This is a genomic window from Vagococcus sp. WN89Y (assembly GCF_052220145.1).
Taxonomy (GTDB): domain Bacteria; phylum Pseudomonadota; class Gammaproteobacteria; order Enterobacterales; family Enterobacteriaceae; genus Kosakonia.
In genome coordinates this window covers 134,950-160,272 of record NZ_JBQPOM010000029.1, presented here as the reverse complement: position 1 = coordinate 160,272, position 25,323 = coordinate 134,950, and the positions used below count along the sequence as shown (strand labels likewise).

Here is a 25,323-nt window from a genome sequence, read left to right as displayed (position 1 = left end):
TTGATAAATATCAACAAGCCTTGCGTTATAAATAAAGGCTCAGGCCTCTAATCCGATAACAAAAATAAGCAAACGCGGATTAGAGGCATTTATTATGAGTTGGATTTATCGTTTTTCCATGAAGATGAAATTAGCACTGGCACTTCTGCCTTTATTGTTTGCGCTCATATGGTTAGCGGCAAGCGGCATCGTCGCGCGGGTGGAGACCGGCCAGCAGATGCGCACCATCATGACGGTGACGCAGCTGGCGCAAAACGCCGGTAATATTATTCATGAATTACAAAAAGAACGTGGTTTAAGCGCGGGTTATTTAGGCAGTAAAGGTCAGCAATTTAAAAATGAATTAGCCGCGCAATATCCGGTTTCTGCACAAGCCATTGAACAATTAACGCAGGCGCTTAATCAATTCCCCATTCAGAACGCGAATAATGATATTCGCCATGCGTTAGAAGCGTATCAAAGAAAGCAACAAGGGCTGGAAGCATTCCGCCAGCAAATTCAAAGTCAGAGCGTGAACGGCACAGCCTCGCTGGCATGGTACAGCGCAATTATTAATGATCTGCTCAATGTCGTCGGCGGTATCAGTCAGCTTACTGATAATGGTGACATTGTTAACCAGCTGGCCGCCTATTATAGCGTGCTCAGTGCGAAAGAGGAGACCGGCATCGAGCGCGCGCTCATGTCCAACGTTTTCTCTGCCGATAGCTTTACCACCGAGCAGTTTCGCCAGCTTAACGACGTCGCCGGAAAACAGCAGGCATGGCTGGCGGCAACCCGGGCTTTCAGCACTCCGGGCGTGCTCAATAAACTGACCGCGCAATTACAAACGCCTGAGGCTACCAATGCGCTAGACCTGCGTAAACTCGCCATTGAGCGCGCGGCAACAGGCGGTTTTGGTATCAAACCTGCCGACTGGTTCACTGCTCAAACAGCGCGCATTAATACGCTGAAAACCGTGGAAGATACGGCTGCCAGCACCTTACTGCACACCGCTCAGCAGCTGGAAGATGAGGCCTGGCATGAGGTTATCCTTTTTGCTGTTATCAGCGCCGCCGCGCTGATTATTGCGCTGCTTTTTGCCCTGCTGGTGGCCAGCAGCATCCATCGCCAGCTGCATCGCTCGCTGACCACTATCGAAGGCATGGAGGGTGATTTAACCCAGCGCCTGGACGTGCCGGGCAGTGATGAGCTGTCGCTGCTTAACCGTGCCTATAATCAGTCCATCGAAAACATTCAGCATATCGTGCGGGAAATCAAACAAGGCGCGAGCGTGTTGCGTTCTGCCAGCTCGGAGATTGCCGACGGCAACCAGGATTTGGCCTCCCGTACGGATGAGCAAGCGGCTTCGCTGGTTGAAACCGCAGCCAGCATGGAACAGATAGCGACCGCCGTCAATCAAACGGCGGACAACGCTAACGAGGCGAAAAAGCTGACCGAAGCCGTTGAGCAGCAGGTGCAGGAAGCCAGCCGCGTGGCGGGTGAGGCCAGTCAGAGCATGCAGGCAATCCGTAGCTCCAGCGAGCAAATCGCCAGCATTGTCAGCTCCATTGATGAGATCTCTTTTCAGACCAATTTGCTGGCGCTGAATGCCGCCGTTGAGGCCGCCCGCGCCGGTGAACTGGGGAAAGGGTTTGCGGTGGTGGCGATTGAAGTGCGTAATCTTTCCCAGCGTTGCGCCAGCGAAGCCAGCCAGATTCGCGCGCTTATCGGTAAAAATATGCAGCAGATTGAAGAAGGCGTCACGCGGGTGCAGGCTTCAGATCGCGTGTTGCAGGCGGCTAAAAACCATACCGGGCAGATGATGACCTTTGTCAGCGATATCGCGCGGGCGGCCAGCGAGCAGTCCGCAGGCGTCGCGCAAATTCATGAGGCGCTCAATCAGCTCGAACAGGTTACCCAGCAAAACGCCGGGCTGGTGGCGAGCGCCGCCAGCGCCAGCCAGATGCTGGACAAGCAATCAGAAACGATGGCCATCCTCGTGGATCGTTTTATCGTCGCGTGATACCGGTCGGGGAACGTTGCGCTTCGGCGCGCTTTCCCCGACAATGCGCTTTTCACCATCGATTAACGCTTATGAAACATCCCCTCGAAACGCTGGTCACGCTGGCAGGCATTCTGCTTATGGCTTTTATCTCTGTCCTCTTGCTGCCTGCGCCCTCGCTGGGTATACAGCTGGCACAAAGTTTGATGCAGCGCTTTCATCTGCTGGATTTAAACCAGCTTTATACCCTTCTCTACTGCCTGTGGTTTTTAGTGCTGGGCACCATTGAGTTCTTTATCCTGCGTTTTATCTGGCGGCGCTGGCTCGCTGTCTGACCTCTCCCCTGCTCTTTGTAGCAGGGAAATATCACGGTATACCTTGTCGGATTGCTGCCAATGTTATTCTAAAATTTTGAACATACTCAGCAAATTGTTCAGCTTTCACTCTGCGCTGGTCAGGCCTATGATTTATCACATCAGGGCAACACAGCCCTTCCCTAACAGAACAACACAGGAATCCGACCATGAAATTCATCAAAACTTTCGTTGCAGTTGCCGCACTTTCTACACTCTCATTTGGTTCTTTTGCCCAGAGCGTGAGTGCCAGCGCTTCCACCCTGAGCGATGCAGAAGCAAAAATCGCCGCCCAGGCTGAAAAAGCCAATGCCTCTTACAAAATTACCAGCGCACGTGCCGATAACGGCGTCTATATGACGGCGGAACTGATTAAATAATTCGCTTCACAGCGAAACCAGGACGTGAGCCATGAGCCTTTTGCAGAAATTTTTTAGCGCTTTGTTTGTGCAGCCCGCCGAACCTGCGACTGTGCAGCCAACATCAGGAGGAGTTATGTCAGACAATTTTATTGCGTTAGCAAAACAACGCAGAACAATTTATACCCTTGGTAAAGAGCTGCCCGTCGCGCAAGATGTAGTGGTCGAAACGATTAAAGAAGCTATTCGCCAGGCACCGTCGGCATTTAACTCTCAAAGCTCCAGAGCGCTGATTCTGTTGGGTAAAGAACATGAACAGTTCTGGGAACTAACTCGCGAACAGCTAAGAAAAATTGTGCCGGAAGAGAACTTTGCCGCCACATCGCAGAAAATTGACGGTTTCGCCGCCGCCGCTGGCTCCGTACTGTTTTTTGAAGATCAGGACGTGGTAAAAAGTTTGCAGGAACAGTTTGCCGCCTACGCCGATAACTTCCCGGTCTGGTCTGAACACAGCAGTGGTATTGCCCAATACGCCGTCTGGCTGGCGCTCGCCGAGAAAGGGATTGGGGCAAATTTACAGCACTATAACCCGCTGGTTGATGCCGATGTGCAGCGCACCTGGAACATTCCGGCCAACTGGAAACTGCGCGGACATATGAACTTTGGCTCCATCCTCGCACCCGCTGGTGACAAAACCTATATGGATGATGATAAACGCTTTATCGTTGCCCGCTGATTCGCCAGCAACAACCGCCATGCAGGCGGTTGTTTTTTTATCAGCGCTTACCGGTAAGATCCTGCAAGCCATCGACCAGCGCCTCCAGCCAGGCCGCGTAACCATGACCGCTGGCATAGGTATGAAAGCCGGGGTTATACCCTTTTTCACGCAGCGCCTGCTCAAAATCCAGCGCATAAGGATAGATCCCACCGCGCGGCCCTACTTGTTCAAGCGTTCCAGCACCGATCCAAAAACGCAGCGGGTAGCGCGGCGTTTGCTGAAACTGGCGGGTTAACCAGCCAGCCGCTTCGCCAGCCGGTGCCCACCAGTATGAACCGGACAGGCTCAGCACGTTGCCAAACTGGCGCGGGAAGCGCAGCGCCACCCAGGAAGCTGCCAGCCCGCCAAAGCTGGCTCCGCCAAGTACCGTCTTATTACGCGCCAGCGGTATGCCCTGGCGGCGCAACCACGGCGACAGTTCAAGCGCGACAAAATCCGCAAAGTCAGGGTTGGGCGGCAGCTCTTTATTACGCCTTAGCGGGTCGAGGCTATCGATAAATACAATGTTCACTGGCGGCAGCGCATGACGGGCCATCAGTCCGTCCAGCACGTTCGCGGTATGGTAATCTTTTTGCCACTGTTGCCCATCAAACAGCACCAGCGTCCACCGTGCAGCTTGCGCGCTTCGCGGGCGGTAGATCATGATTTCCCGGCTGTTACCGAGCCGCTCGCTGTAAAATTGATAGTGCGTCAGCGTACCGTGGCGCACCGGGCGGGCCATAGCCTCGGCTGAGAAATAGCGTGTCGGGTTAAAATCCAGCAGGGAAAAACGGTTCCAGCTATCGGTCTCGCTGATGCCCAGACGATGGGGATTGAGCGGATCGGCCTGCGCGCTGATTAAAATAGCCCGCCGCTTGTCCCACGCGCTGCCATCCATGTGAGGAACATCCGGTGCCAGCATATATTGCAGGCGTGTATTGGACGGAACAATATAGCTGCGATACCAGATGTCAGAGTTTGCCAGATGGTACAGCGGTTCGTTATCACCTTCTGGCGAGCCGACCAAAAATACATTACTGCGCGCGCCGCGCCATAAAAAGGTGACGCGTTTATGTTCAGTATCGAACGGCTCGACCAGCGGCGCACCAACACGGGCGCGCTCCTGCCAGAATGCCTCTGTAGAACCACCGCTCGCCAGCGTCTTCGCCAGCGCCTGTAAACGCGGGCTATCCGGCGCGACATCCACGGTATTTTGCAACGGTGTCGCAGCCTCAATTCGCCAGGTTAAGCTCCAGTTATTGCCTTCGTGCCCGTTCAGTACCAGCGCAGAGGATTCCCGCTCCGGCAGCGAAAACAGCAGACTGTGCTGACCATCGGCTGGCCCGCCCTTGAGTAACGTGCGCAGAAGAGAGTTGTTCGCATTCAGCAAACGGGCATCCGTTGCCCCAATGAGCGTCGCTGAAACATAATTTTCCCCCGAAGCAGGAAGCTGGAAACAGACTTCGCCGCTGGCATCAAATGTCCCCTGTAACTTTCCTGGCTGCGCAGGCATTTCGCACATCGCCGCCATTAACGGCATGGCGCTTAATCCAACCAGTAAACCACTCATCGCTATTTTCATCAGCCGTGCATCCTTTCGCAAATGGTCACAAGACGCTAATGTAAATAGTTATCATTTGCAATCATATTGATATCAATAATAAATCCATGCAAATACATAACTGGTACACATTAATTATTCACGGCATAAAAAAGCCGCCTTGCGGTGATGCGAAGGCGGCGAGTATGAAGCAATGAGTGGGACGAAAAATTACTGCTGGCTTTCGCGCTCGGTAATATAGGCCAGCGCTTTATTGATACGCTCAATGCTGCGGGTTTTGCCAATCGCATGAACCGTCACGTCAAGCGCCGGAGACTGGCCTGCGCCTGTCACCGCCACGCGCAGCGGCATCCCGACTTTACCCATACCGACTTCCAGCTCATCGGCGGTGGCCTGGATGGCGTGATGCACATTTTCAGAGTTCCACTCGGTGATGGCGGCGAGTTTATCGCGCACCACTTCCAGCGGCTGGCGCGCAACCGGGCGCAGATGTTTTTTGGCTGCATCTGCGTCGAAACTATCAAAATCTTCATAGAAATAGCGGCAGCTTGCGGCCATCTCCTTGAGGGTTTTGCAGCGCTCGCCGAGCAGTTTTACCAGTTCGGCCAGCTGTGGGCCGTTACGGGTATCGATATTTTCCTGCTCAATATGCCACTGCAAATGGGTAGCGACATACTCCGGCGGCAGCGTGTTGATGTAATGATGGTTCAACCACAGCAGCTTGTCTGTGTTAAACGCGCTCGCGGATTTGCTCACCGCGCCGAGTGAAAAGAGTTTGATCATCTCTTCACGCGTGAAGATTTCCTGATCGCCGCTGGACCAGCCCAGACGCACCAGGTAGTTCAGCAGTGCTTCCGGTAAATAGCCATCATCACGGTACTGCATCACGCTGACCGCGCCGTGGCGTTTCGAGAGTTTTTTACCGTCGTCGCCATTAATCATCGACACGTGCGCATAGACCGGAACCGGCGCATTCAACGCTTTAAGGATGTTTATCTGGCGCGGTGTGTTGTTGATATGATCTTCGCCACGAATAACATGCGTTATTTGCATATCCCAGTCATCAACAACCACGCAGAAGTTATAGGTTGGAGATCCATCGGTACGGCGAATGATCAGATCGTCAAGCTCCTGATTACTGAACTCGATCGGCCCGCGAATCTGATCGTCAAAAATAACCGACCCCTCTTGCGGGTTCGCAAAACGCACAACGTGCGGCTCGTCAGCGGCATGATGCGAATGGTCGTGGCGGCAACGCCCGTCATAGCGCGGTTTTTCACCGTTCGCCATCTGGGTTTCACGCAACGTTTCCAGACGCTCTTTGGAGCAGTAGCAACGATACGCGGTGCCGGCTTCCAGCATCTCGTCGATCACGGCATTGTAGCGATCGAAACGTTTAGTCTGGTAGTACGGACCTTCGTCCCACTCCAGGCTCAGCCAATTCATGCCATCCATAATGGCTTCAATTGCTTCCGGCGTGGAGCGTTCAAGATCGGTGTCTTCAATACGCAGCACAAACTCACCGTCGTTATGACGAGCAAACAGCCAGGAATAGAGAGCAGTACGCGCACCGCCTACGTGCAGATAGCCGGTCGGGCTTGGCGCGAAGCGAGTTTTGATTTTCATGAAATGGCCTTACGTTAGAAAGTTGCCGACAGTCGGCACTAGCTGAAATTCAAGTGGGCAATATTCTATCACTGTGGGCTGATTCCTCAATGTTGTTGCCGCATTGAGAGGCTTTTAGACCTATTTTGTTTAGAAATCATGCTGTCGCGATCGTTTGTGCAGCGCTTTGTTTAATTTTACGACGAACGAACAATTTCTTTTGAAAAGGCGTTGACTCATTTTCAACTCTCCCTATAATGCGACTCCACACAGCGGGGGTGATTAGCTCAGCTGGGAGAGCACCTCCCTTACAAGGAGGGGGTCGGCGGTTCGATCCCGTCATCACCCACCACGATTTCCGTGGTTCCCGCAGTGTAGATAAGAATGAGAAGTGGGTGATTAGCTCAGCTGGGAGAGCACCTCCCTTACAAGGAGGGGGTCGGCGGTTCGATCCCGTCATCACCCACCACTTTCTCGCCAGCGAATTTTTATCAAGCAGAAGTACCGAAGTGGGTGATTAGCTCAGCTGGGAGAGCACCTCCCTTACAAGGAGGGGGTCGGCGGTTCGATCCCGTCATCACCCACCACTTCGGGTCGTTAGCTCAGTTGGTAGAGCAGTTGACTTTTAATCAATTGGTCGCAGGTTCGAATCCTGCACGACCCACCAATGTAAAAAAGCGCCCTAAAGGCGCTTTTTTGCTTTCCAGAGTTTCAGAAAGATTCACAAAATTGTCCGGAACAATTTTGCACAACGCGCAGCGTTGGCCCGCAGGGCGAGTCTCAGGACGAGACGAGTAAACCTGCAGCAGGTTCACCTCGAAGCAGTGAGACAACGGAGCCGCTCGCGGCGACGGCCCGAAGGGCGAGGCGAAGCCGAGTCATCCTGCACGACCCACCAATGTAAAAATGGCGCTGGCGGCGCTTTTTTGCTTTCTGTCTTTCCGCGCCGCAAACTCCCTTTCTGCGATTTTATTTTAGTGACGATATTCATCTGCTCATCGCTATTATATCAACGATAAAAACTGACTTTGCACAGATAGAAAATCATTAAAACTTTTTATTTTTCAATAAATAAGCCTAATGAGATTTATCCATAATTTATCCTTAATGTGTGGCTATGATGCACAATGTGTGCAAACCGGCACACGCTATTTAACTCATTAATGATTACATTTTTGGCAAGAAAGGGAATCTTATGACAACAATCTCAGCATCCGCTTCGCAAGTCAGCACCAGCGGGAGTACATCTTCCGGCAATGATGTCTCTTCGCAGATTAGCCGCATCACGCAGCAAATCACCAAACTGACACAGCAGTTGAAAGAGAGTGCCAATGCTGAAGGCACCTCAGCGGAAGAAAAACAGAAACAGCAGCAGCAGATCCAGTCGCAAATCCAGATGCTGGAAGCGCAGCTCGCGCAGTTACAGCGCCAACAAACCCAGCAAGCCGAGCAGAAACAAGCTCAGCAAGAAGTAAAACAGGAAGGGGTCAATAAACCTTCTGACGAGCACCAAATCGATGTTTACGTCTGATTAAACAGTGGATCGTGCTCACGGGCCTGGTTTAAACACCGGGCCTGTTCTCGTACGACTTCCCATAACGCCTGCGCCGCACCCGAGAGTGATCGATTTTTCCGCCGCACCAGCATAATCTTGCGCAGCACCGTCGGCTCCAGCCGTTTCACCACCAGCGAGCTGCCCTGGGGCAATGGCAGCGCCAGCGCTGGCAGCACGCTAATACCTATTCCTGCCTCCACCATGGGAAACAGCGTCGTCGGATGACCAATCTCCTGAACAATGGTTGCCCGCACCGCAAAGTGTAACAACGCAGAATCGATCAACGGGCGGCTGCCCGAAGCGTAATCCTGCACCACCAGCGGCGCGCCGTCTAATGCTGACCACGCCACCGCAGGCAGCTGCGCCCATGGATGATCGTTGCGACATAATAAGAAAAACGGCTCTTCAAGGATCTCTTCGCTTTGTAAATCGCTCGCCGGGCCGGGATCAATCACGATGCCAAAATCCACTTCCCCGTGGCGGATACTCTCCAGCACCCATTGCTGCGGCCTGTCATGCAACACAAAATCAATTTCAGGGTAACGACGATTGCTGCTGGCAATACACTGCGGAATAAGATGCGCGGAGATGGTTTGGCTCGCCGCCACGCGCACGGTGCCGATTAATTGCTGCCCGACGCGACCGGCTTCGCGCAGCGTGCTGCCAAGCTCATCTAATAAGCGTTCAAGCCGTGCCGCCAGCTGCTGACCGGCCTCCGTCAGCACCACCTCGCGGGTGGTGCGATCGAGCAGACGCACGCCAATTTGCTGCTCCAGCTCTTTAACACTGTGGCTCACCGCTGACTGGCTGAGGCCTATCATATCCCCCGCCCGGCTGAAACTTTTGGCCTGTGCTACCGTGACAAACACGCGAAGTTGACGTAAAGAGTAATTCATCTGCTTAATTCATAAATGGATGCAATAAATCAATTTTATTTCTCAAAGCAGAAAAAGCACAATAGCGATTCCGACTTGCAGGAGTACATATGAAACTTTTTCGTATTCTCGATCCCTTTACGCTGACCCTGGTCGCTGTTGTTCTGCTGGCCTCTTTTTTCCCGGCGCGCGGGAGCTTCGTCCCCTTCGTTGAAGGGCTGACCACCGCCGCCATTGCGCTGCTGTTTTTTATGCATGGCGCAAAACTTTCCCGCGAGGCAATTATCGCCGGTGGGAGCCACTGGCGCCTTCATTTATGGGTGATGTGCAGCACCTTCGTGCTCTTCCCCGCGCTGGGCGTGCTCTTCGCCTGGTGGGCGCCGGTTAATGTCAGCAAGGAGCTGTATACCGGGTTTCTTTATCTGTGCATTCTGCCTGCCACCGTTCAGTCGGCGATTGCCTTTACCTCGCTCGCCGGTGGGAACGTTGCTGCCGCAGTATGCTCTGCCTCAGCCTCCAGCCTGCTGGGGATTTTCCTTTCACCGCTACTGGTTGGTCTGCTGATGGATCTGCACGGCGCGCAAGGCAGCCTGGAGCAGGTCGGGAAAATTATGCTGCAACTGCTGCTGCCGTTTGTTCTTGGTCATTTATCACGCCCGTGGATTGGTAACTGGGTGGCGCGCAACAAAAAGTGGATTTCGAAAACCGATCAGACCTCCATTCTGCTGGTCGTTTATACCGCCTTTAGCGAAGCGGTAGTCAACGGTATCTGGCACAAGGTAGGTATCGGTTCGCTGCTGTTTATCGTTGTGGTCAGCATCGTGCTGCTGGCAATTGTGATAGTGGTTAACGTGGTGGTCGCACGCAAATGCGGCTTTAATAAAGCCGACGAAATAACGATTGTCTTCTGTGGGTCGAAAAAGAGTCTTGCCAATGGTATCCCGATGGCAAACATCCTCTTTCCGACCTCGGTTATCGGTATGATGGTGCTGCCACTGATGATTTTCCACCAGATCCAGCTGATGGTCTGCGCCGTGCTGGCGCGCCGTTATAAACGTCAGACGGAGCAGCAGCAGGCGCAGGAAGCGGCGAAAGCCTAACGCCGCAGGGGCTGCACCAGATGGCTCAGCCCCTCGGTTTTTATCAGCAACGTAATCTGCATCAACTCGCCCAGCCGCCCGGCAGGAAATTCATCCTTGCGGGCGAACCACAGCAGGTACTCTTCCGGCAGATCGATTAACCGCCGCCCCTGATATTTCCCGAAAGGCATCACGGTGTTAGCGATGTCGATCAGCTGTTCTTTTTCCATTTACTCTCCCAGCAAGCGTATCATTTCTGCTTCATCAATGACGTCGATCCCCAGCTCCTGCGCCTTCGCCAGTTTGGAGCCTGCCGCTTCGCCAGCGATCACCAAATCGGTCTTCTTCGATACGCTGCCCGCCACTTTCGCCCCCAGGGCTGTGAGACGCGCTTTGGCTTCATCACGTGAAAGCTGGCTGAGACTGCCGGTCAGGACCACCGTTTTCCCGGCAAAGGGGCTATCTATCTCCTCTGCCCTGACCACCTGTGGCGCAGGCCAGTGAATACCGACCTCCTCCACAAGCTGGCGAATCACCTCGCGGTTGCTCTCTTCTTTAAAGAAGTTATCCACGTGTGTTGCAACCACAACGCCGACATCCGGCACTTTCTGCAGCTCATCAACCGATGCGGCCATCAGGGCGTCCAGCGTGCCGAAATACGCCGCCAGCCCGGCGGCGGTTGCTTCGCCCACTTCGCGAATACCGAGTGCATAAAGGAAGCGGGCAAAGGTCGTCTCTTTTGACTTTTCCAGCGCGGCGACAATATTTTGCGCAGATTTTGGCCCCATACGATCCAGCCCTGTCAGTTTCCCGGCAGTGAGACGGAACAGATCGGCAGGCGTATGCACGTACTCTTTCTCAACCAGCTGGTCGATGATTTTATCGCCCATACCGTCCACATCCATCGCCCGGCGGGAAACAAAATGTTTTAGCGACTCTTTACGCTGCGCGCCGCAAATTAAGCCTCCGGTACAGCGGGCAACGGCTTCGCCCTCAACACGCTCCACGTCTGAACCACACACCGGGCAGTGCTGCGGGAAGACCACCTCGCAGGTCTGCTCAGGGCGCTCGGTGAGCACCACGTTCACCACCTGCGGAATAACATCCCCGGCACGGCGAATCACCACTTTGTCGCCAATGCGCAGGCCAAGGCGTTCGATTTCGTCTGCATTATGCAGCGTCGCGTTGCTGACCAGCACACCGGCAACGTGCACCGGTTCAAGCCTGGCAACCGGGGTAATCGCTCCGGTACGCCCGACCTGAAACTCCACGTCGCGTACAAAGGTCATCTGCTCCTGGGCGGGGAATTTAAACGCCACAGCCCAGCGCGGCGCGCGGGCAACAAAGCCCAGCTGTTCCTGCAAATCCAGCGAGTCCACCTTGATTACCACGCCATCAATGTCAAAACCGAGCGTCGCGCGGTCTTCCTCGACGTTGTGATAAAACGCCAGCACCTCTTCCGGCGTGCTGCATAAGCGAATGCGATCGCTTACCGGCAGGCCCCAGGCTTTGAACTGTTGTAAACGCGCCAGGTGGCTGCGCGGCAGCTCTCCCCCTTCCAGGATACCGATGCCATAGCAGAAAAAGGTGAGCGGGCGTTTTGCCGTAATGCGTGGGTCAAGCTGGCGCAGGGAACCGGCTGCGGCGTTACGCGGGTTGGCAAAGACTTTCGAACCGGTGCGGCGAGCCTCTTCGTTGATCTTTTCAAAGCCGGACTGCGGCAGAAAGACTTCGCCGCGCACTTCCAGCCGGGCCGGGATGTTGTCGCCATGCAGCTTGAGCGGGATGGCGCGGATAGTGCGCACGTTTGCCGTGATATCTTCCCCGGTGGTGCCGTCGCCACGGGTGGCGGCACGCACCAGCACACCGTTTTCATACAGAATACTTACCGCCAGACCGTCCAGCTTCAGCTCGCAGCAGTAGACCAGCGCGTCGGCGCTTTTCAGGCGATCCTGCACACGCTTGTTAAAGGCGAGGAAACTCGCTTCATCGAAAACGTTATCCAGCGACAGCATCGGCACTTCGTGGCGCACCTGGCTGAACGACGTCAGCGGTGCTGCGCCCACGCGCTGGGTTGGCGAGTCCGGTGTAATCAAATCAGGATGCTGTGCTTCCAGCTCGCGCAGCTCGCGCATCAGCCGATCGTACTCCGCATCCGGCACTTCCGGCGCATCCATAACATGATAAAGATATTCATGATGGCGAAGGGTAGTTCGCAGTTCTGTCAGTTGTTGTTCAATAGAGTCCATATCGCACCATCAATGATAAAAAACCCCCGACTGGCGGGGGTTCTGGAGAGAAATAACGTATCGCATCCATTATGCGTTAGCGTCTTTGACCTCACGAATACGATCCTGGTATTCACGCAATTTCTGCGGCGTCATCATCCGGCGCTGGTCATCCAGCACCACACCGCCCACTTCGTCGGCAATATATTGCGCAGATTGCAGCATCAGTTTGAAGTTTTGCAACTCGTCGCCATAGGAAGGCACCTGCATAAAGATAGTCACGCCAGGCGTCGCCAGCTCGCTCATCGTTTCGACATCAAACGTACCGGGATTGACCATATTCGCCAGGCTAAAAAGTGCCGGGCCGCTGCCATCCGGGCTGAGATGACGATGGAAGATGTTCATATCGCCAAACTTAAAGCCCGCCTGCTGAATACTGTTCAGCAGCACATCACCATTGAGCGTGCTGCCGTGATGCGCGGCCACGTTCATAATAATGACCGTCTCTTTAAGCTGCGGTTTTTCAGCTGGCGCTTGCGCGACGGGTTCAGGTTCCGGCGCAGGAGCAGGTTCCTGACGCACTTTAGGTTCAGGCGGCAGTTCAGGCTGGGCGGCAGCAGGCTGCGGCGCCGGTTGCTGCTGCACAGGTTGCGGCGCAGGCGTCGGCTGCTGAACCGGTTGCGGCGGTTCAGCCTGGGGTTGCGGCGGGCGCGCGGGTTCTTCTTGCGGTGCCGGTGCAGACGGGCGCGGCTGTGCCGACGCATAAGGCGGCTGATATTGATGCTGAGGCTGCTGACGCGGCGCGTCCTGTTCGCTCCCCGCTTTCGGTGCGGTGTTCACTTTATGAACACGAACTTCACCCACGCCTTCGTCTTCTTCGACATCCTCGTCATACAACTCGTCGTCACGTCTCGACTTCATGCGTTTTAATGGGCGATCGCGGAACATTGAAGAACGTTCTTTGCGGCTGGTCCAGAAACCGTGAACCAGTAATGCAATTATGGCGATCGCGCCAACAATGATTAATATCAGACGCAAATCCTGCATCATTATATTCTCTGTTGTTCTAACATCTTGCCACCACGGCAAACCTTTACTTACTAAGAGTATTTGCCCATTACGTCAAGTGCAAGTACACACGGCACTTTCACAGCATAAAGATGGACTAAATAGTGCTTTTTGCTGTTTTTTCGAACATTTCCGAACGGGTTTCAGATTCCCGGTGAATATTATAAGCTGCCGTTTTCGGCACTAATGAAAGGAGTATAGCCAGATTATGGTGTCATCTTCCCCGGCAACAGCACGCAGCGGCGTATTTTACTTTTCCCAGGGCTGGAAACTGATTGCCCTGCCCGGTATCCGCCGCTTTGTGATCATGCCTTTGCTGGTCAATATTATATTGATGGGCGGCGCGTTTTGGTGGCTTTTTACCCGTCTGGGTAGCTGGATCCCTTCATTAATGAGCCACGTACCCGACTGGTTACAGTGGCTGAGCTATCTGCTATGGCCTGTTGCCGTCATTTCTATTCTTCTGGTGTTTGGTTATTTCTTCTCGACAATCGCTAACTGGATAGCGGCGCCTTTTAACGGCCTGCTGGCAGAGCAGCTAGAAGCGCGGCTCACTGGCGCAACGCCGCCGGACGTCGGGATTTTTGGCGTGATGAGAGATGTGCCGCGCATTATGAAGCGCGAATGGCAAAAACTGGCCTGGTATCTTCCGCGCGCCATTATTCTGTTGCTTCTCTATTTTATTCCTGGCGTCGGGCAAACCATCGCTCCGGTGGTGTGGTTTCTATTCAGCGCATGGATGTTAGCAATCCAGTACTGCGACTATCCGTTCGATAACCATAAAGTGCCCTTTAAAGCCATGCGTGTCGCATTGCGTGAGCGCAAGGTTATCAATATGCAGTTCGGGGCGTTGACCAGTCTGTTTACCCTGATCCCGGTTCTGAATTTAGTGGTGATGCCTGTGGCGGTATGTGGCGCGACGGCAATGTGGGTGGATTGTTATCGCGATCGTCACGCGGCATGGCGCTAATCGGGAAGGAATTATTCCTTCTCTTATTCCATACTGGTTAGCATTATTTCACCTCAGTATATAGATATGCGAATTCCTTACTTCCGCATCATCAGTAAGTGCGTATGCTGAGGTGGTTCCCAAATTTCATACAGTTAAGGACGGGCTATGAGTAAGATTTTTGAAGACAACTCGTTGACTATTGGTCATACGCCGCTGGTTCGACTGAACCGCATCGGTAACGGACGCATCCTGGCGAAGGTCGAGTCCCGCAACCCAAGCTTCAGCGTAAAATGCCGTATCGGTGCCAATATGATTTGGGATGCCGAAAAACGCGGCGTACTTAAACCGGGTGTTGAACTGGTTGAACCGACCAGCGGCAACACCGGTATCGCGCTGGCGTATGTCGCTGCTGCACGCGGCTATAAACTGACGCTGACCATGCCGGAAACCATGAGTATTGAGCGTCGTAAGCTGCTCAAAGCGCTGGGCGCAAACCTGGTGCTGACCGAAGGCGCGAAAGGCATGAAAGGCGCTATCCAGAAAGCGGAAGAAATTGTTGCCAGCGATCCGGCAAAATATCTTCTCCTTCAGCAGTTCAGTAACCCGGCTAACCCGGAAATCCACGAGAAGACCACCGGCCCGGAAATTTGGGAAGATACCGACGGTCAGGTGGATGTGTTTATCTCTGGCGTGGGAACCGGCGGTACGCTGACCGGCGTGACGCGTTTTATTAAAAACACCAAAGGCAAATCCGATTTGATTACGGTGGCGGTCGAGCCAACCGATTCTCCGGTTATCACCCAGGCGCTGGCTGGCGAAGAGCTGAAACCCGGGCCGCACAAAATCCAGGGCATCGGCGCTGGCTTCATTCCGGGTAACCTGGACTTGAAGCTGATTGATAAAGTGGTGACCATCACCAATGAGGAAGCCATCAGCAACGCGCGTCGCCTGATGGAAGAAGAGGGCATTCTTGCAGGTATCTCATCCGGGGCGGCGGTTGCCGCTGCGTTGAAGCTGCAGGAAGATGAGGCCTTTACCAATAAAAATATTGTGGTTATCCTACCCTCTTCCGGCGAGCGTTATTTGAGCACCGCGCTATTTGCGGATCTGTTCACTGAAAAAGAATTGCAACAGTGATGCCAGATTGTTAAAACAGCGCAAAAAAGCACCCGTTGGGGTGCTTTTTTGTGGCATATATCAAATTTTCACCCCACCTGGCATTGCCTGGAACCTTCGGGTCTGGTATTTAACCATCACTTTATTTTGAAGCGCGAAATTAATCGAAGTCAGTTTTCATCGTGCTGAATCGATTTTATGATTTGGTTCAATTCTGTCTTTCGCGGCATAATGTTTAATGACGAGTGAAACGTCAGCGGCCAGAAGCGCCTGCAGCGGATTGCATCAGCCACCTTCTGCCCGTATTCCGTTGCGCCGGCGCTAACGATACAGGCTAAAGTCATGCCTCCAGGCTAGACTTTAGTTCCACAACACTAAACCTATAAGTTGGGGAAATACAATGTTCCAGCAAGAAGTTACCATTACCGCTCCGAACGGTCTGCACACCCGCCCTGCTGCTCAGTTTGTTAAAGAAGCAAAAGGCTTCACGTCTGAGATCACTGTGACTTCCAACGGCAAAAGCGCTAGTGCAAAAAGCCTGTTCAAACTGCAAACTCTGGGCCTGACTCAGGGTACCGTTGTGACTCTGACCGCCGAAGGCGAAGATGAACAAAAAGCAGTTGAGCATTTGGTAAAACTGATGGCTGAACTCGAGTAAGTTTTGCGAGTTCTTTTCCAAATCAGTCACATGTAAAGGTAGGGTTATGATTTCAGGCATTTTAGCATCCCCGGGTATCGCTTTCGGCAAAGCACTGCTGCTGAAAGAAGACGAGATCGTCATCGACCGGAAAAAAATTTCTGCCGATAAGGTTGACCAGGAAGTTGAGCGTTTCCTGAGCGGTCGTGCCATGGCATCGGCACAGCTTGAAGCGATCAAAACAAAAGCGGGTGAAACTTTCGGCGAAGAAAAAGAAGCCATCTTTGAAGGGCACATCATGCTGCTCGAAGATGAGGAGCTGGAGCAGGAAATCATAGCCCTGATTAAAGATAAGAACATGACTGCCGACGCGGCAGCGCATGAAGTTATCGAAGGTCAGGCATCCGCCCTGGAAGAGCTGGACGATGAATACCTGAAAGAGCGCGCGGCCGACGTGCGTGACATCGGTAAACGCCTGCTGCGCAACATTCTGGGTATGCCCATCATCGACCTGAGCGCGATTCAGGAAGAAGTGATTCTGGTGGCAGCGGATTTGACGCCTTCAGAAACTGCACAGCTAAATCTGAAAAAAGTGCTGGGCTTTATCACCGATATCGGTGGTCGTACCTCCCACACATCCATCATGGCGCGCTCCCTTGAGCTGCCTGCCATCGTTGGCACCGGCAGCGTGACGCAGCAGGTGAAAAACGGCGACTATCTGATCCTCGATGCGGTTAACAACAAAGTGTACGTTAACCCGAGCGACGACGTTATCGAATCGCTGCGTAAAGTACAAACCCAGGTTGCCGAAGAGAAAGCGGAACTGGCGAAACTGAAAGATTTGCCGGCAATCACGCTTGATGGCCACCAGGTAGAAGTGTGCGCCAACATCGGTACCGTGCGCGATGTTGCGGGCGCAGAGCGCAATGGCGCTGAAGGTGTTGGTCTTTACCGTACCGAATTTTTGTTTATGGATCGCGACGCGCTGCCGACCGAAGAAGAGCAGTTTGAGGCTTATAAAGCCGTCGCTGAAGCCTGCGGCGCTCAGGCCGTGATCGTACGAACCATGGACATTGGCGGCGACAAAGAGCTGCCGTACATGAATTTCCCGAAAGAAGAGAACCCGTTCCTCGGCTGGCGCGCGATTCGTATCGCCATGGATCGCAAAGAGATCCTGCGCGATCAGGTTCGCGCCATCCTGCGCGCTTCCGCTTTCGGCAAACTGCGTATTATGTTCCCGATGATCATCTCTGTTGAAGAAGTGCGTGCGCTGAAAAAAGAGATCGAAGGCTATAAGCAGGAACTGCGCAATGAAGGCAAAGCGTTTGATGAGTCAATTGAAATTGGCGTGATGGTCGAAACCCCGGCCGCCGCGACGATTGCTCGTCATCTGGCCAAAGAAGTTGATTTCTTCAGTATCGGCACCAATGATTTAACGCAGTACACCCTGGCAGTTGACCGTGGTAATGATATGATTTCACATCTTTACCAGCCAATGTCGCCATCGGTACTCAACCTGATTAAGCAAGTAATTGATGCTTCTCATGCGGAAGGCAAATGGACTGGCATGTGTGGTGAGCTTGCTGGCGACGAACGTGCTACACTTCTGTTGCTGGGGATGGGTCTGGATGAATTCAGTATGAGTGCCATTTCTATCCCGCGCATTAAGAAGATTATCCGTAATACGAACTTCGAAGATGCGAAGGTGTTAGCAGAGCAGGCTCTTGCTCAACCGACAACGGACGAGTTAATGACGCTGGTTAACAAGTTCATTGAAGAAAAAACAATCTGCTAATCCACGAGATGCGGCCCAAATTACTGCTTAGGAGAAGATCATGGGTTTGTTCGATAAACTGAAATCTCTGGTTTCTGATGATAAAAAAGACACTGGAACCGTTGAGATCATTGCCCCACTTTCTGGCGAAATCGTCGACATTGAAGATGTACCTGATGTTGTGTTCGCTGAGAAAATTGTTGGTGATGGCATCGCCATCAAACCAACTGGCAACAAAATGGTAGCGCCAGTTGACGGCACGATCGGCAAAATCTTTGAAACTAACCATGCCTTCTCTATCGAATCAGATAGCGGCATTGAGCTGTTCGTTCACTTCGGTATCGACACCGTTGAACTGAAAGGCGAAGGTTTCAAGCGCATCGCAGAAGAAGGCCAGCGTGTAAAAGTTGGCGATCCGGTAATCGAATTCGATCTGCCGCTGCTGGAAGAGAAAGCCAAGTCCACGCTGACGCCGGTTGTTATCTCCAACATGGACGAGATCAAAGAGCTGATCAAACTGTCTGGTAGCGTAACCGTTGGTGAAACCCCGGTTATCCGTATCAAGAAGTAAGACATTTGCTCTACAAAAATGGCGCCCTCCGGCGCCATTTTTATATCAGGCAGGCGGTAAAATTAGCTCGTCATAGCCCAGTTCCTGCGTGTACCCCATCACCTTAACCACCCGCTCTCCGGCTGCGCGTATCGCCTCATCCAGCCCTTTATCCTGAACAATGCCGCTTGCCAGCTCCGAACAAAACAAGTCGCCGGTGCCTTTCAGCTCCGTTGCCACGCGCGGATAACCGCTAACGGTTACGGCGTCTGCCGTTACCAGCACCACATGGATTTCCTCGTCTTTTGGCTCCACCGGCGCACTGGTGATAGCTACCCAGTGCAGCGTCTCAGACAGCAACCCCTGCGCCGCGCTAATTGCGCTTTGCAGGTCGCGGCACGGTTTACCGCTTAAAATTTCCAGTTCGAATACATTCGGTGTGATCCCCTGCGCCAGCGGCAACAGATGCTCGCGATAAGCTGCAGGAATTTCCGGTTTGACATAGATACCGCTATCCGTGTCGCCAATCACCGGGTCAACTAATATCACCAGCTGCGGATGCTGCTCGCGAAGCCGCCCCAGCCACTGCGCCAGCAGTTCTATCTGGCTGGCGCTGCCCATATAACCTGTCGTCACCGCCTTAACACTACGCAGCACGTCACGCTCTTCCAGCGCCCTCAGGTAGCCGCTAAACCACTCATCCGGGATCACGCCGCCATAAAAGGTGTCGTAATGCGGCGTATTGCTGAACAACACCGTCGGTACGGCCAGCACATTCAGGTGATGCTGGCGAATGTTTGGCACCGCGATACTGTTACCTACGCTGCCATAGACGACTTGCGACTGCACAGCGACGATATCCGCCTGCTGCGCCCGGGTTTTATCCCTGAACAGGATCATCTCCATTGTCTCTCCTTGTACGGGTTAAATGCCCGCGCCCTGCGAATAACTCTCTTCACCAAACACGCCGGTGGACAGATAGCGATCGCCCCGATCGCAGATAATCGCGACAACGACCGCGCCGGGATTCGCTTTCGCCACGCGTAACGCTCCGGCGACCGCGCCCCCCGAACTGACACCGCAAAAAATACCTTCCTGCACCGCCAGCGCACGCATGGTATTTTCCGCATCACGCTGGTGAATATCCAGCACTTCATCCACCAAATCAGCGTTATAAATACCCGGCATATACGCCGCAGGCCAGCGGCGAATACCCGGAATGCTGCTGCCCTCTTCCGGTTGCAGCCCGACGATAGTGACGTGCTTATCCTGCTCACGCAGAAAGCGCGACACGCCGGTGATGGTGCCGGTGGTGCCCATGCTGGAGACAAAATGCGTCATGCGCCCTTCGGTCTGTTGCCAGATTTCCGGCCCGGTGGTGGTGTAGTGTGCGTAAGGGTTATCAGGATTGTTGAACTGGTCGAGCAGCTTCCCTTCGCCGCGCGCCGCCATTGATGCGGCCAGATCGCGCGCGCCTTCCATCCCCTGCTCTTTTGTGACGAGGATAAGCTCAGCGCCATAGGCCCGCATGGCCGCCCGACGCTCCTGGCTCATATTGTCCGGCATCAGCAATTTCATGCGGTAGCCTTTCAGCGCGGCAATCATCGCCAGCGCGATACCGGTATTGCCGCTGGTGGCCTCAATCAGCACATCGCCCGGTTTGATCTCTCCGCGCTTTTCCGCCTGTGCAATCATTGACAGCGCAGCACGGTCTTTCACCGATCCTGCCGGATTATTGCCTTCCAGTTTGACCCAAATTTCGCTACCCAGGCCCGGCGTCAGGCGCTGTAGTTTGACCAGCGGCGTATTGCCGATGGTGTGTTCAAGTGTATTCACGAGCAGTGTCCAATAAAAAACCCGGTCGCGTGATGCTTCCGGGCATACAGGCCGGGCAAGCATAGCGCCCCCGGCTAAACCACGTGCGATTAACCTATCAGGCAGTTTGCGCCAGGGCAAGCGCCTCACGGGGGACAATGCGCTCGTTGCCATTATACAGCCGGGCGTTTTGTAAACCGACAAATAACCGCTCGCCGCGCGTTGGCGGCAGCTCGTCGCGCATCACCACGGTTAAAGGCTGTTGGCTCCAGCCCAGCGGCTGCACCACCAGCTGGGTATAGTGCCCTTTCGGGCTGGCTTCCAGCACCTGCACCGGCAGCGGCGAGTCCAGGCTGGTGCGGCGGCTGACATCTATCTCCCACGGGCGCAAAAAGAGATCCACGTCTCCCTGGAAAGCGGGCGTGTAGCCCAGCGGCCAGCGGTGCGCGCCAACGTGGAACTGCCCGCCGCTGATAGTCGCCTGCAAGCGGTTGACCTCGCCCATAAACTCCAGCACGAATCGCGTCGCCGGTTCACGCCACACCCGGTCCGGCGCATCCGCCTGCTCAATATTCCCCTGGCTCATCACCACCACCCGGTCGGCAACCTCGGTGGCCTCTTCCTGATCGTGGGTGACGAACACGCTGGTGAATTTTAACTCTTCATGCAACTGGCGCAGCCAGCGGCGTAGCTCTTTACGCACCTGCGCGTCCAGCGCGCCAAAGGGTTCATCCAGCAGAAGAATTTGCGGCTCAACCGCCAGCGCGCGCGCCAGCGCAACACGCTGTTTCTGCCCGCCGGAAAGCTGCGCAGGAAAACGCGCGGCCAGATGGGACAATTGCACCATCTCAAGCAGCTGGGTGACTTTGGCTTTGATCGCCACAGCGTTTGGCCGCTCGCGCTTAGGCAGGACCGTCAGACCAAAGGCGATGTTATCGAACACCGACATATGGCGAAACAGCGCATAGTGCTGGAAGACAAAACCGACGCGGCGCTCGCGCGCATGCAGGCGGCTGACATCCGTGCCGTGAAAACGAATGCGCCCGCTGGTCTGGTGCTCAAGACCGGCGATAATACGCAGCAGCGTGGTTTTCCCGGAGCCGGACGGCCCCAGCAGCGCCACCATTTGCCCGGAAGGAATGTCCAGCGAGATATCATTCAGCACCTGGGTACGGCCAAAAGACTTCTTAATGTTCGCAATTTCAATGCTCATGATTTCCCTCCTGTTGCAGGCGTTTTTCCTGATTGTTCAGACGCCACTGCAACGCACTCTTTAAAAACAGGGTCAAAATAGCCATCAGCGTGAGCAGGGCCGCAGCGGTAAAGGAACCGACCGTGTTGTAATCCTGTTCCAGTAATTCAATTTGCAGCGGCAGCGACAGCGTTTCGCCGCGAATCGAGCCGGAGACCACTGAGACTGCGCCAAACTCGCCAATCGCGCGGGCGTTAGTTAGCACCACGCCATAAAGCAACGCCCAGCGAATATTTGGCAGGGTCACGCGTTTGAACATTTGCCAGCCGGACGCGCCAAGCAAAATGGCAGCTTCATCTTCCTGGCTTCCCTGGCTGAGCATCACCGGTACCAGCTCGCGCACCACGAACGGGCACGTCACGAAAATCGTCACCAGCACCATTCCCGGCCAGGCAAACATAATTTGCAGATTATGCGCATCCAGCCAGCCGCCGAGCGGGCCATTGGAGCCATAAAAGAGCAGGTAAACAAGGCCCGCGACCACTGGCGACACGGCAAAAGGAATATCCAGCAGCGTCAGCAGTAGCTGGCGGCCAGGGAAGTTAAAGCGCGTCACCAGCCAGGCGAGCAGCGTACCGAACAACAGGTTTACCGGCACGCTTATCAGCGCAATCAGTACCGTCAGCCAGATGGCATGCAGCATGTCGGCATCTGCCAGGTTTTGCAGCACCGGCAGCAGTCCTTTACTGAACGCCTGCACGAAGATATACACCATCGGCACGATGAGGATAAACGCGGACAAAATGATGCCCGTGCCTATCAAAAACCATTTCCCCCAGTTCACCTGAGGCCTGTCGTAGCGTTTCAAATCCGTAATTTCCGCCATTAGTGACCTACCACACGCTGGCCAAAGCGACTTTGCAAGGTGTTGATGGAAAAGAGCAGCAGCAGCGACGCCGCAAGGATAACCGAAGCAATAGCGCTGGCGGCGGGATAGTCAAACTCCTGCAAACGCACAAAAATCATCAGCGAGGTGACTTCTGTCTTCCACGCAATATTCCCGGCGATAAAGATAACCGCGCCGAACTCACCAAGGCTGCGGGTAAAAGAGAGCGCCACGCCCGCCATCAGCGCCGGTGACAGCTCCGGCAGCACCACTTTGCGAAAGCTCTGCCAGCGGGTCGCGCCCAGCGTTTCTGCCGCTTCTTCGTACTCCGGCCCCAGCTCCTCAAGCACCGGTTGCACGGTGCGCACCACAAACGGGATGCTGGTAAACGCCATCGCCACCGCGATACCCAACCAGGTATAGGTGACTTTGATATCCAGCTTCGCCAGCCACTCGCCGTAAAAACCGTTGACGGAGAAAAGAGAGGCCAGCGTCAGCCCCGCCACCGCCGTGGGCAGCGCGAAGGGCAAATCCATTAATGCATCCAGTAGCGTGCGGCCAGGAAAACGGTAACGGGTCAGGATCCAGGCCATCAGCAGGCCAAACACCCCGTTAAACACCGAGGCGACAAACGCCGAGAGCAGGGTCACTTTATACGCCGCCACCACCTGCGGGTTAGTGACCACCTCCCAGTACTGCGCCCAGCTCATTTGCGCCAGTTGCATCACCAGCGCGCTCAGCGGCAGCAGCAATATCAGGCAGACAAAAAACAAGCTGCTGCCGAGGCTTAAGCCAAAGCCGGGCAGGACGCGTTTCGATCCTGCGAACATTACTTACGCCCCGCCGCCAGTAACTTATCCAGCTCGCCGCCGCTGGTAAAATAGGTTTTCATCACCTCAGGCCAGCTGCCGAATTTATCTTCCACGCGAAACAGCGTAGTTTGCGGGAATTTATCGCTCAGTTTTGCCATCACTTGCGGGTCATTCACACGGTAGTAGTAATCTGTGATAATGCTCTGCGCCTGCGGGCTGTAGAGCCAGTTCAGGTAGGCTTTCGCCGCCTTCTCTGTGCCGTTGGCTTTCACGTTTTTATCCACCCACGCTACCGGGAATTCCGCCAGGATATTGACCTTCGGCACGACGACTTCAAAGCCCTGCGCTTCGTACTGTTTGCGGATGGTGTTCACCTCAGATTCAAAAGAGATAAGCACATCGCCCAGCCCGCGCTCAACAAAGGTGGTCGTCGCACCGCGCCCGCCGGTATCGAACACTTCGACGTTTTTCAAAAACCGCGTCATAAACTGTTCGGTTTTGGCTTTATCGCCTTGATTCGTCTGATCCGCCGCGCCCCAGGCCGCAAGGAAGGTGTAGCGCGCATTACCGGATGTTTTTGGATTCGGGAAGATAAGCTTTACGTCAGAACGCGCCAGATCGTTCCAGTCGTGAATTCCCTTCGGGTTACCTTTACGCACCAGAAACGCCATCGTTGAGTAGAACGGTGAGCTGTTGTTGGGCAGACGGCTTTGCCAGTCCGCCGGGATAAGTTTGCCTTTGTCGTGCAGGATCTGCACGTCGGTGACCTGATTGTAAGTCACCACGTCGGCTTTCAGGCCCTGCAAAATCGCCAGCGCCTGTTTGGAGGAACCCGCATGGGACTGTTTGATAGTCAGCGTGTCGCCGCCGTTATCTTTTGCCCACTTCTGCTCAAACGGCGTGTTAAGGGCGGCGAACAGCTCGCGCGACACATCATAGGAACTGTTGAGCAGTTCCGTTGCCTGTGCCTGCGCCGCCCACAGCGTTAACACCGCCAGCGCCAGAGATCCTTTTTTCAGTATATTTTTGGCCATTGCGCACCCTTATAAGCTGATGACTCTTTAGCCTTCAGTTTATTTATAACGGGTGGGAAAGCAGTAACGGTTTTATATACCATTTGGTGATTTGGAATAAGAAAGGAGTCTAAGACGCCGGGCGCGGAAAACACGCCCGGCAGCGGAAACCGCTTAGAGATTCAGTAACCTGTCCAGCGACGGCGCAAAGTAATATCCGCCGGTCACCGGGCGGGTGAAACGTAACATCGCGTCGCGTTTGCCGTCGGTATCGCCAAACATACTCAGCAGTTGCTGCTCAATATTGTACAGGCGCGCGCAATAGGCGCAGAAGTAGAGACCGTGGGTGCCGCTGGCAGTGCCGTAAGGCAGACTCTGGCGGACAATTTTCAGCCCCTTGCCGTCCTCTTTCAAATCAACACGGGTCAGATGAGAGGTTTGCGGGCGCAGGTCGCCATCAATCTCTTCGTTGGCCTCTTTAGTGCGGCCAATCATCATCTCCTGCTCGCTCACGCTCATACGGTTGAGCTGGCGCAGGTTATGTTCCCAGCGCTGGACCATCACGTAGCTGCCGCCCGCATCGATACCGTCCTGAATAACAGCGACCTTGCGCCGCTCCTCTTCACCCGCCGGGTTTTCCGTACCGTCAATAAAGCCGCTGAGATCGCGCTCTTCCACCCAACGAAAACCGTGGGTCTCCTCGTTGACCTCCAGCGCATCGCCAAAGGCTGCCAGCGCGGCCTGCGCCACAGAGAAGTTCACGTCATGGCGCAGGGAAAGAATATGGATAAGCACATCATGCTGCGTGGCCGGGGCCAGGCCTTTACCGTAGGCAGGATACTCTTTTAGCTCGTCGGCGCCTTCACCGCCGCTTAGCGTACGCCAGACGGTGTGACCAAACGCCACCACCGCGCCGAGGTGCGCATCAGGAAACGCCGCCTGAAAGCCTGCCAGTTTATCGGCAAACGCCCGGCTGCCCGCGCGCAGGGCATCGCTGTCCCCTTTGACGCTGGCTTCGATCCAAATCGCCGCACGGCAATGCTCTGGCAAAATGCCACTCTGAACCTGGGACATTGCTCCTCCTTAAGAAAACACGCCACATCACCGTGGCTGTAAAGGGAAGCATTGTACCTGTTTTTTGCCCAGATTCAGATT

At 54.4% G+C, this 25,323-nt stretch carries 24 protein-coding genes and 4 tRNA genes; 15 read left to right on the top strand and 13 right to left on the bottom strand.

Annotated features, from left to right (window positions below; genetic code table 11):
* Nucleotides 1-94 precede the first annotated feature (94 nt).
* From ACTU3N_RS11775 to ACTU3N_RS11760, 4 genes are all read left to right on the top strand, one after another.
* Nucleotides 95-2,002 carry a methyl-accepting chemotaxis protein gene (locus ACTU3N_RS11775; RefSeq protein ID WP_443086316.1) on the top strand — a complete coding sequence of 636 codons (1,908 nt, stop codon included), beginning with the start codon at nucleotides 95-97 and terminating at the stop codon, nucleotides 2,000-2,002.
* A gap of 71 nt (nucleotides 2,003-2,073) precedes the next feature.
* Nucleotides 2,074-2,316 (top strand): DUF1158 domain-containing protein, encoded by a 243-nt coding sequence (locus ACTU3N_RS11770; protein WP_443086315.1) that lies wholly within the window; start codon nucleotides 2,074-2,076, stop codon nucleotides 2,314-2,316.
* Nucleotides 2,317-2,504: 188 nt separating this feature from the next.
* Nucleotides 2,505-2,714 (top strand): DUF1471 domain-containing protein, encoded by a 210-nt coding sequence (locus ACTU3N_RS11765; protein ID WP_443086314.1) that lies wholly within the window; start codon nucleotides 2,505-2,507, stop codon nucleotides 2,712-2,714.
* A 115-nt stretch (nucleotides 2,715-2,829) separates the two neighbouring features.
* Nucleotides 2,830-3,429, top strand: coding sequence for a nitroreductase family protein (locus tag ACTU3N_RS11760; RefSeq protein WP_443086313.1), 600 nt, complete (start codon nucleotides 2,830-2,832; stop codon nucleotides 3,427-3,429).
* 40 nt (nucleotides 3,430-3,469) lie between these two features.
* Here ACTU3N_RS11760 and ACTU3N_RS11755 read toward each other — a convergent pair whose 3' ends face one another.
* Nucleotides 3,470-5,032 carry an alpha/beta hydrolase-fold protein gene (locus tag ACTU3N_RS11755; protein WP_443086312.1) on the bottom strand — a complete coding sequence of 521 codons (1,563 nt, stop codon included), beginning with the start codon at nucleotides 5,030-5,032 and terminating at the stop codon, nucleotides 3,470-3,472.
* Between the two features lie 189 nt (nucleotides 5,033-5,221).
* A complete protein-coding gene (gene gltX, locus ACTU3N_RS11750) occupies nucleotides 5,222-6,637 on the bottom strand; it encodes a glutamate--tRNA ligase (RefSeq protein ID WP_443086311.1) in 1,416 nt (471 codons plus the stop codon).
* Between the two features lie 255 nt (nucleotides 6,638-6,892).
* Here gltX and ACTU3N_RS11745 point away from each other — a divergent pair.
* From ACTU3N_RS11745 to ACTU3N_RS11725, 5 genes are all read left to right on the top strand, one after another.
* Nucleotides 6,893-6,968: transfer RNA gene (locus ACTU3N_RS11745), tRNA-Val, on the top strand.
* 41 nt (nucleotides 6,969-7,009) lie between these two features.
* Nucleotides 7,010-7,085: transfer RNA gene (locus tag ACTU3N_RS11740), tRNA-Val, on the top strand.
* Between the two features lie 42 nt (nucleotides 7,086-7,127).
* A tRNA-Val gene (locus tag ACTU3N_RS11735) sits at nucleotides 7,128-7,203 on the top strand.
* Between the two features lie 4 nt (nucleotides 7,204-7,207).
* Nucleotides 7,208-7,283, top strand: a tRNA-Lys gene (locus ACTU3N_RS11730).
* A 528-nt stretch (nucleotides 7,284-7,811) separates the two neighbouring features.
* On the top strand, nucleotides 7,812-8,147 hold the full coding sequence (locus ACTU3N_RS11725) for a FlxA-like family protein (RefSeq protein WP_443086310.1): 336 nt from the start codon (nucleotides 7,812-7,814) through the stop codon (nucleotides 8,145-8,147).
* On the opposite strand, the gene ACTU3N_RS11720 is transcribed toward ACTU3N_RS11725, so the two are convergent.
* A complete protein-coding gene (locus ACTU3N_RS11720) occupies nucleotides 8,138-9,067 on the bottom strand; it encodes a LysR family transcriptional regulator (RefSeq protein WP_443086309.1) in 930 nt (309 codons plus the stop codon). The genes ACTU3N_RS11725 and ACTU3N_RS11720 overlap by 10 nt on opposite strands.
* Before the next feature lie 89 nt (nucleotides 9,068-9,156).
* Between ACTU3N_RS11720 and ACTU3N_RS11715 the strand changes: the two genes are divergently transcribed.
* On the top strand, nucleotides 9,157-10,146 hold the full coding sequence (locus ACTU3N_RS11715; protein WP_443086308.1) for a bile acid:sodium symporter family protein: 990 nt from the start codon (nucleotides 9,157-9,159) through the stop codon (nucleotides 10,144-10,146).
* On the opposite strand, the gene ACTU3N_RS11710 is transcribed toward ACTU3N_RS11715, so the two are convergent.
* From ACTU3N_RS11710 to zipA, 3 genes are all read right to left on the bottom strand, one after another.
* On the bottom strand, nucleotides 10,143-10,355 hold the full coding sequence (locus ACTU3N_RS11710; protein WP_443086307.1) for a DUF3820 family protein: 213 nt from the start codon (nucleotides 10,353-10,355) through the stop codon (nucleotides 10,143-10,145). The two genes, ACTU3N_RS11715 and ACTU3N_RS11710, sit on opposite strands and share 4 nt — an antisense overlap.
* Nucleotides 10,356-12,374, bottom strand: coding sequence for an NAD-dependent DNA ligase LigA (ligA, locus tag ACTU3N_RS11705; protein ID WP_443086306.1), 2,019 nt, complete (start codon nucleotides 12,372-12,374; stop codon nucleotides 10,356-10,358).
* A 69-nt stretch (nucleotides 12,375-12,443) separates the two neighbouring features.
* Nucleotides 12,444-13,403 carry a cell division protein ZipA gene (gene zipA, locus ACTU3N_RS11700; protein WP_443086305.1) on the bottom strand — a complete coding sequence of 320 codons (960 nt, stop codon included), beginning with the start codon at nucleotides 13,401-13,403 and terminating at the stop codon, nucleotides 12,444-12,446.
* Between the two features lie 226 nt (nucleotides 13,404-13,629).
* Between zipA and cysZ the strand changes: the two genes are divergently transcribed.
* From cysZ to crr, 5 genes are all read left to right on the top strand, one after another.
* Entirely contained in the window at nucleotides 13,630-14,391 is a 762-nt protein-coding gene (cysZ, locus tag ACTU3N_RS11695; protein WP_443086304.1) for a sulfate transporter CysZ, read from the top strand.
* Between the two features lie 147 nt (nucleotides 14,392-14,538).
* On the top strand, nucleotides 14,539-15,510 hold the full coding sequence (cysK, locus tag ACTU3N_RS11690) for a cysteine synthase A (protein WP_443086303.1): 972 nt from the start codon (nucleotides 14,539-14,541) through the stop codon (nucleotides 15,508-15,510).
* A gap of 379 nt (nucleotides 15,511-15,889) precedes the next feature.
* Nucleotides 15,890-16,147 carry a phosphocarrier protein Hpr gene (gene ptsH, locus ACTU3N_RS11685; protein WP_039079738.1) on the top strand — a complete coding sequence of 86 codons (258 nt, stop codon included), beginning with the start codon at nucleotides 15,890-15,892 and terminating at the stop codon, nucleotides 16,145-16,147.
* A 46-nt stretch (nucleotides 16,148-16,193) separates the two neighbouring features.
* Nucleotides 16,194-17,921 (top strand): phosphoenolpyruvate-protein phosphotransferase PtsI, encoded by a 1,728-nt coding sequence (gene ptsI / locus ACTU3N_RS11680; protein WP_443086302.1) that lies wholly within the window; start codon nucleotides 16,194-16,196, stop codon nucleotides 17,919-17,921.
* 40 nt (nucleotides 17,922-17,961) lie between these two features.
* Entirely contained in the window at nucleotides 17,962-18,471 is a 510-nt protein-coding gene (gene crr / locus ACTU3N_RS11675) for a PTS glucose transporter subunit IIA (RefSeq protein WP_443086301.1), read from the top strand.
* Between the two features lie 45 nt (nucleotides 18,472-18,516).
* Here crr and pdxK read toward each other — a convergent pair whose 3' ends face one another.
* The 7 genes from pdxK to ACTU3N_RS11640 all read right to left on the bottom strand — a co-directional run bounded on the left by pdxK (nucleotide 18,517) and on the right by ACTU3N_RS11640 (nucleotide 25,242).
* A complete protein-coding gene (gene pdxK / locus ACTU3N_RS11670) occupies nucleotides 18,517-19,356 on the bottom strand; it encodes a pyridoxine/pyridoxal/pyridoxamine kinase (RefSeq protein ID WP_443086300.1) in 840 nt (279 codons plus the stop codon).
* A gap of 18 nt (nucleotides 19,357-19,374) precedes the next feature.
* Nucleotides 19,375-20,286: a cysteine synthase CysM gene (gene cysM, locus ACTU3N_RS11665; protein WP_443086299.1), complete on the bottom strand. Its 912-nt coding sequence runs from the start codon at nucleotides 20,284-20,286 to the stop codon at nucleotides 19,375-19,377.
* A 97-nt stretch (nucleotides 20,287-20,383) separates the two neighbouring features.
* The gene (cysA, locus tag ACTU3N_RS11660; protein WP_443086298.1) at nucleotides 20,384-21,478 is read right to left on the bottom strand and encodes a sulfate/thiosulfate ABC transporter ATP-binding protein CysA; all 1,095 of its coding nucleotides are present in this window, start codon (nucleotides 21,476-21,478) and stop codon (nucleotides 20,384-20,386) included.
* Complete coding sequence (gene cysW / locus ACTU3N_RS11655) at nucleotides 21,468-22,343, bottom strand: sulfate/thiosulfate ABC transporter permease CysW (RefSeq protein ID WP_443086297.1); 876 nt, start codon at nucleotides 22,341-22,343, stop codon at nucleotides 21,468-21,470. The genes cysA and cysW overlap by 11 nt, the downstream gene beginning before the upstream one ends.
* Nucleotides 22,343-23,173, bottom strand: a complete 831-nt coding sequence (gene cysT / locus ACTU3N_RS11650; RefSeq protein ID WP_443086296.1) for a sulfate/thiosulfate ABC transporter permease CysT — start codon at nucleotides 23,171-23,173, stop codon at nucleotides 22,343-22,345. Before cysT ends, cysW begins: the two co-directional genes overlap by 1 nt.
* Nucleotides 23,173-24,189: a sulfate ABC transporter substrate-binding protein gene (locus ACTU3N_RS11645; protein ID WP_443086295.1), complete on the bottom strand. Its 1,017-nt coding sequence runs from the start codon at nucleotides 24,187-24,189 to the stop codon at nucleotides 23,173-23,175. The genes cysT and ACTU3N_RS11645 overlap by 1 nt, the downstream gene beginning before the upstream one ends.
* Nucleotides 24,190-24,342: 153 nt before the next feature.
* Nucleotides 24,343-25,242 carry a Dyp-type peroxidase gene (locus ACTU3N_RS11640; protein ID WP_443086294.1) on the bottom strand — a complete coding sequence of 300 codons (900 nt, stop codon included), beginning with the start codon at nucleotides 25,240-25,242 and terminating at the stop codon, nucleotides 24,343-24,345.
* Between the last annotated feature and the right edge of the window lie 81 nt (nucleotides 25,243-25,323).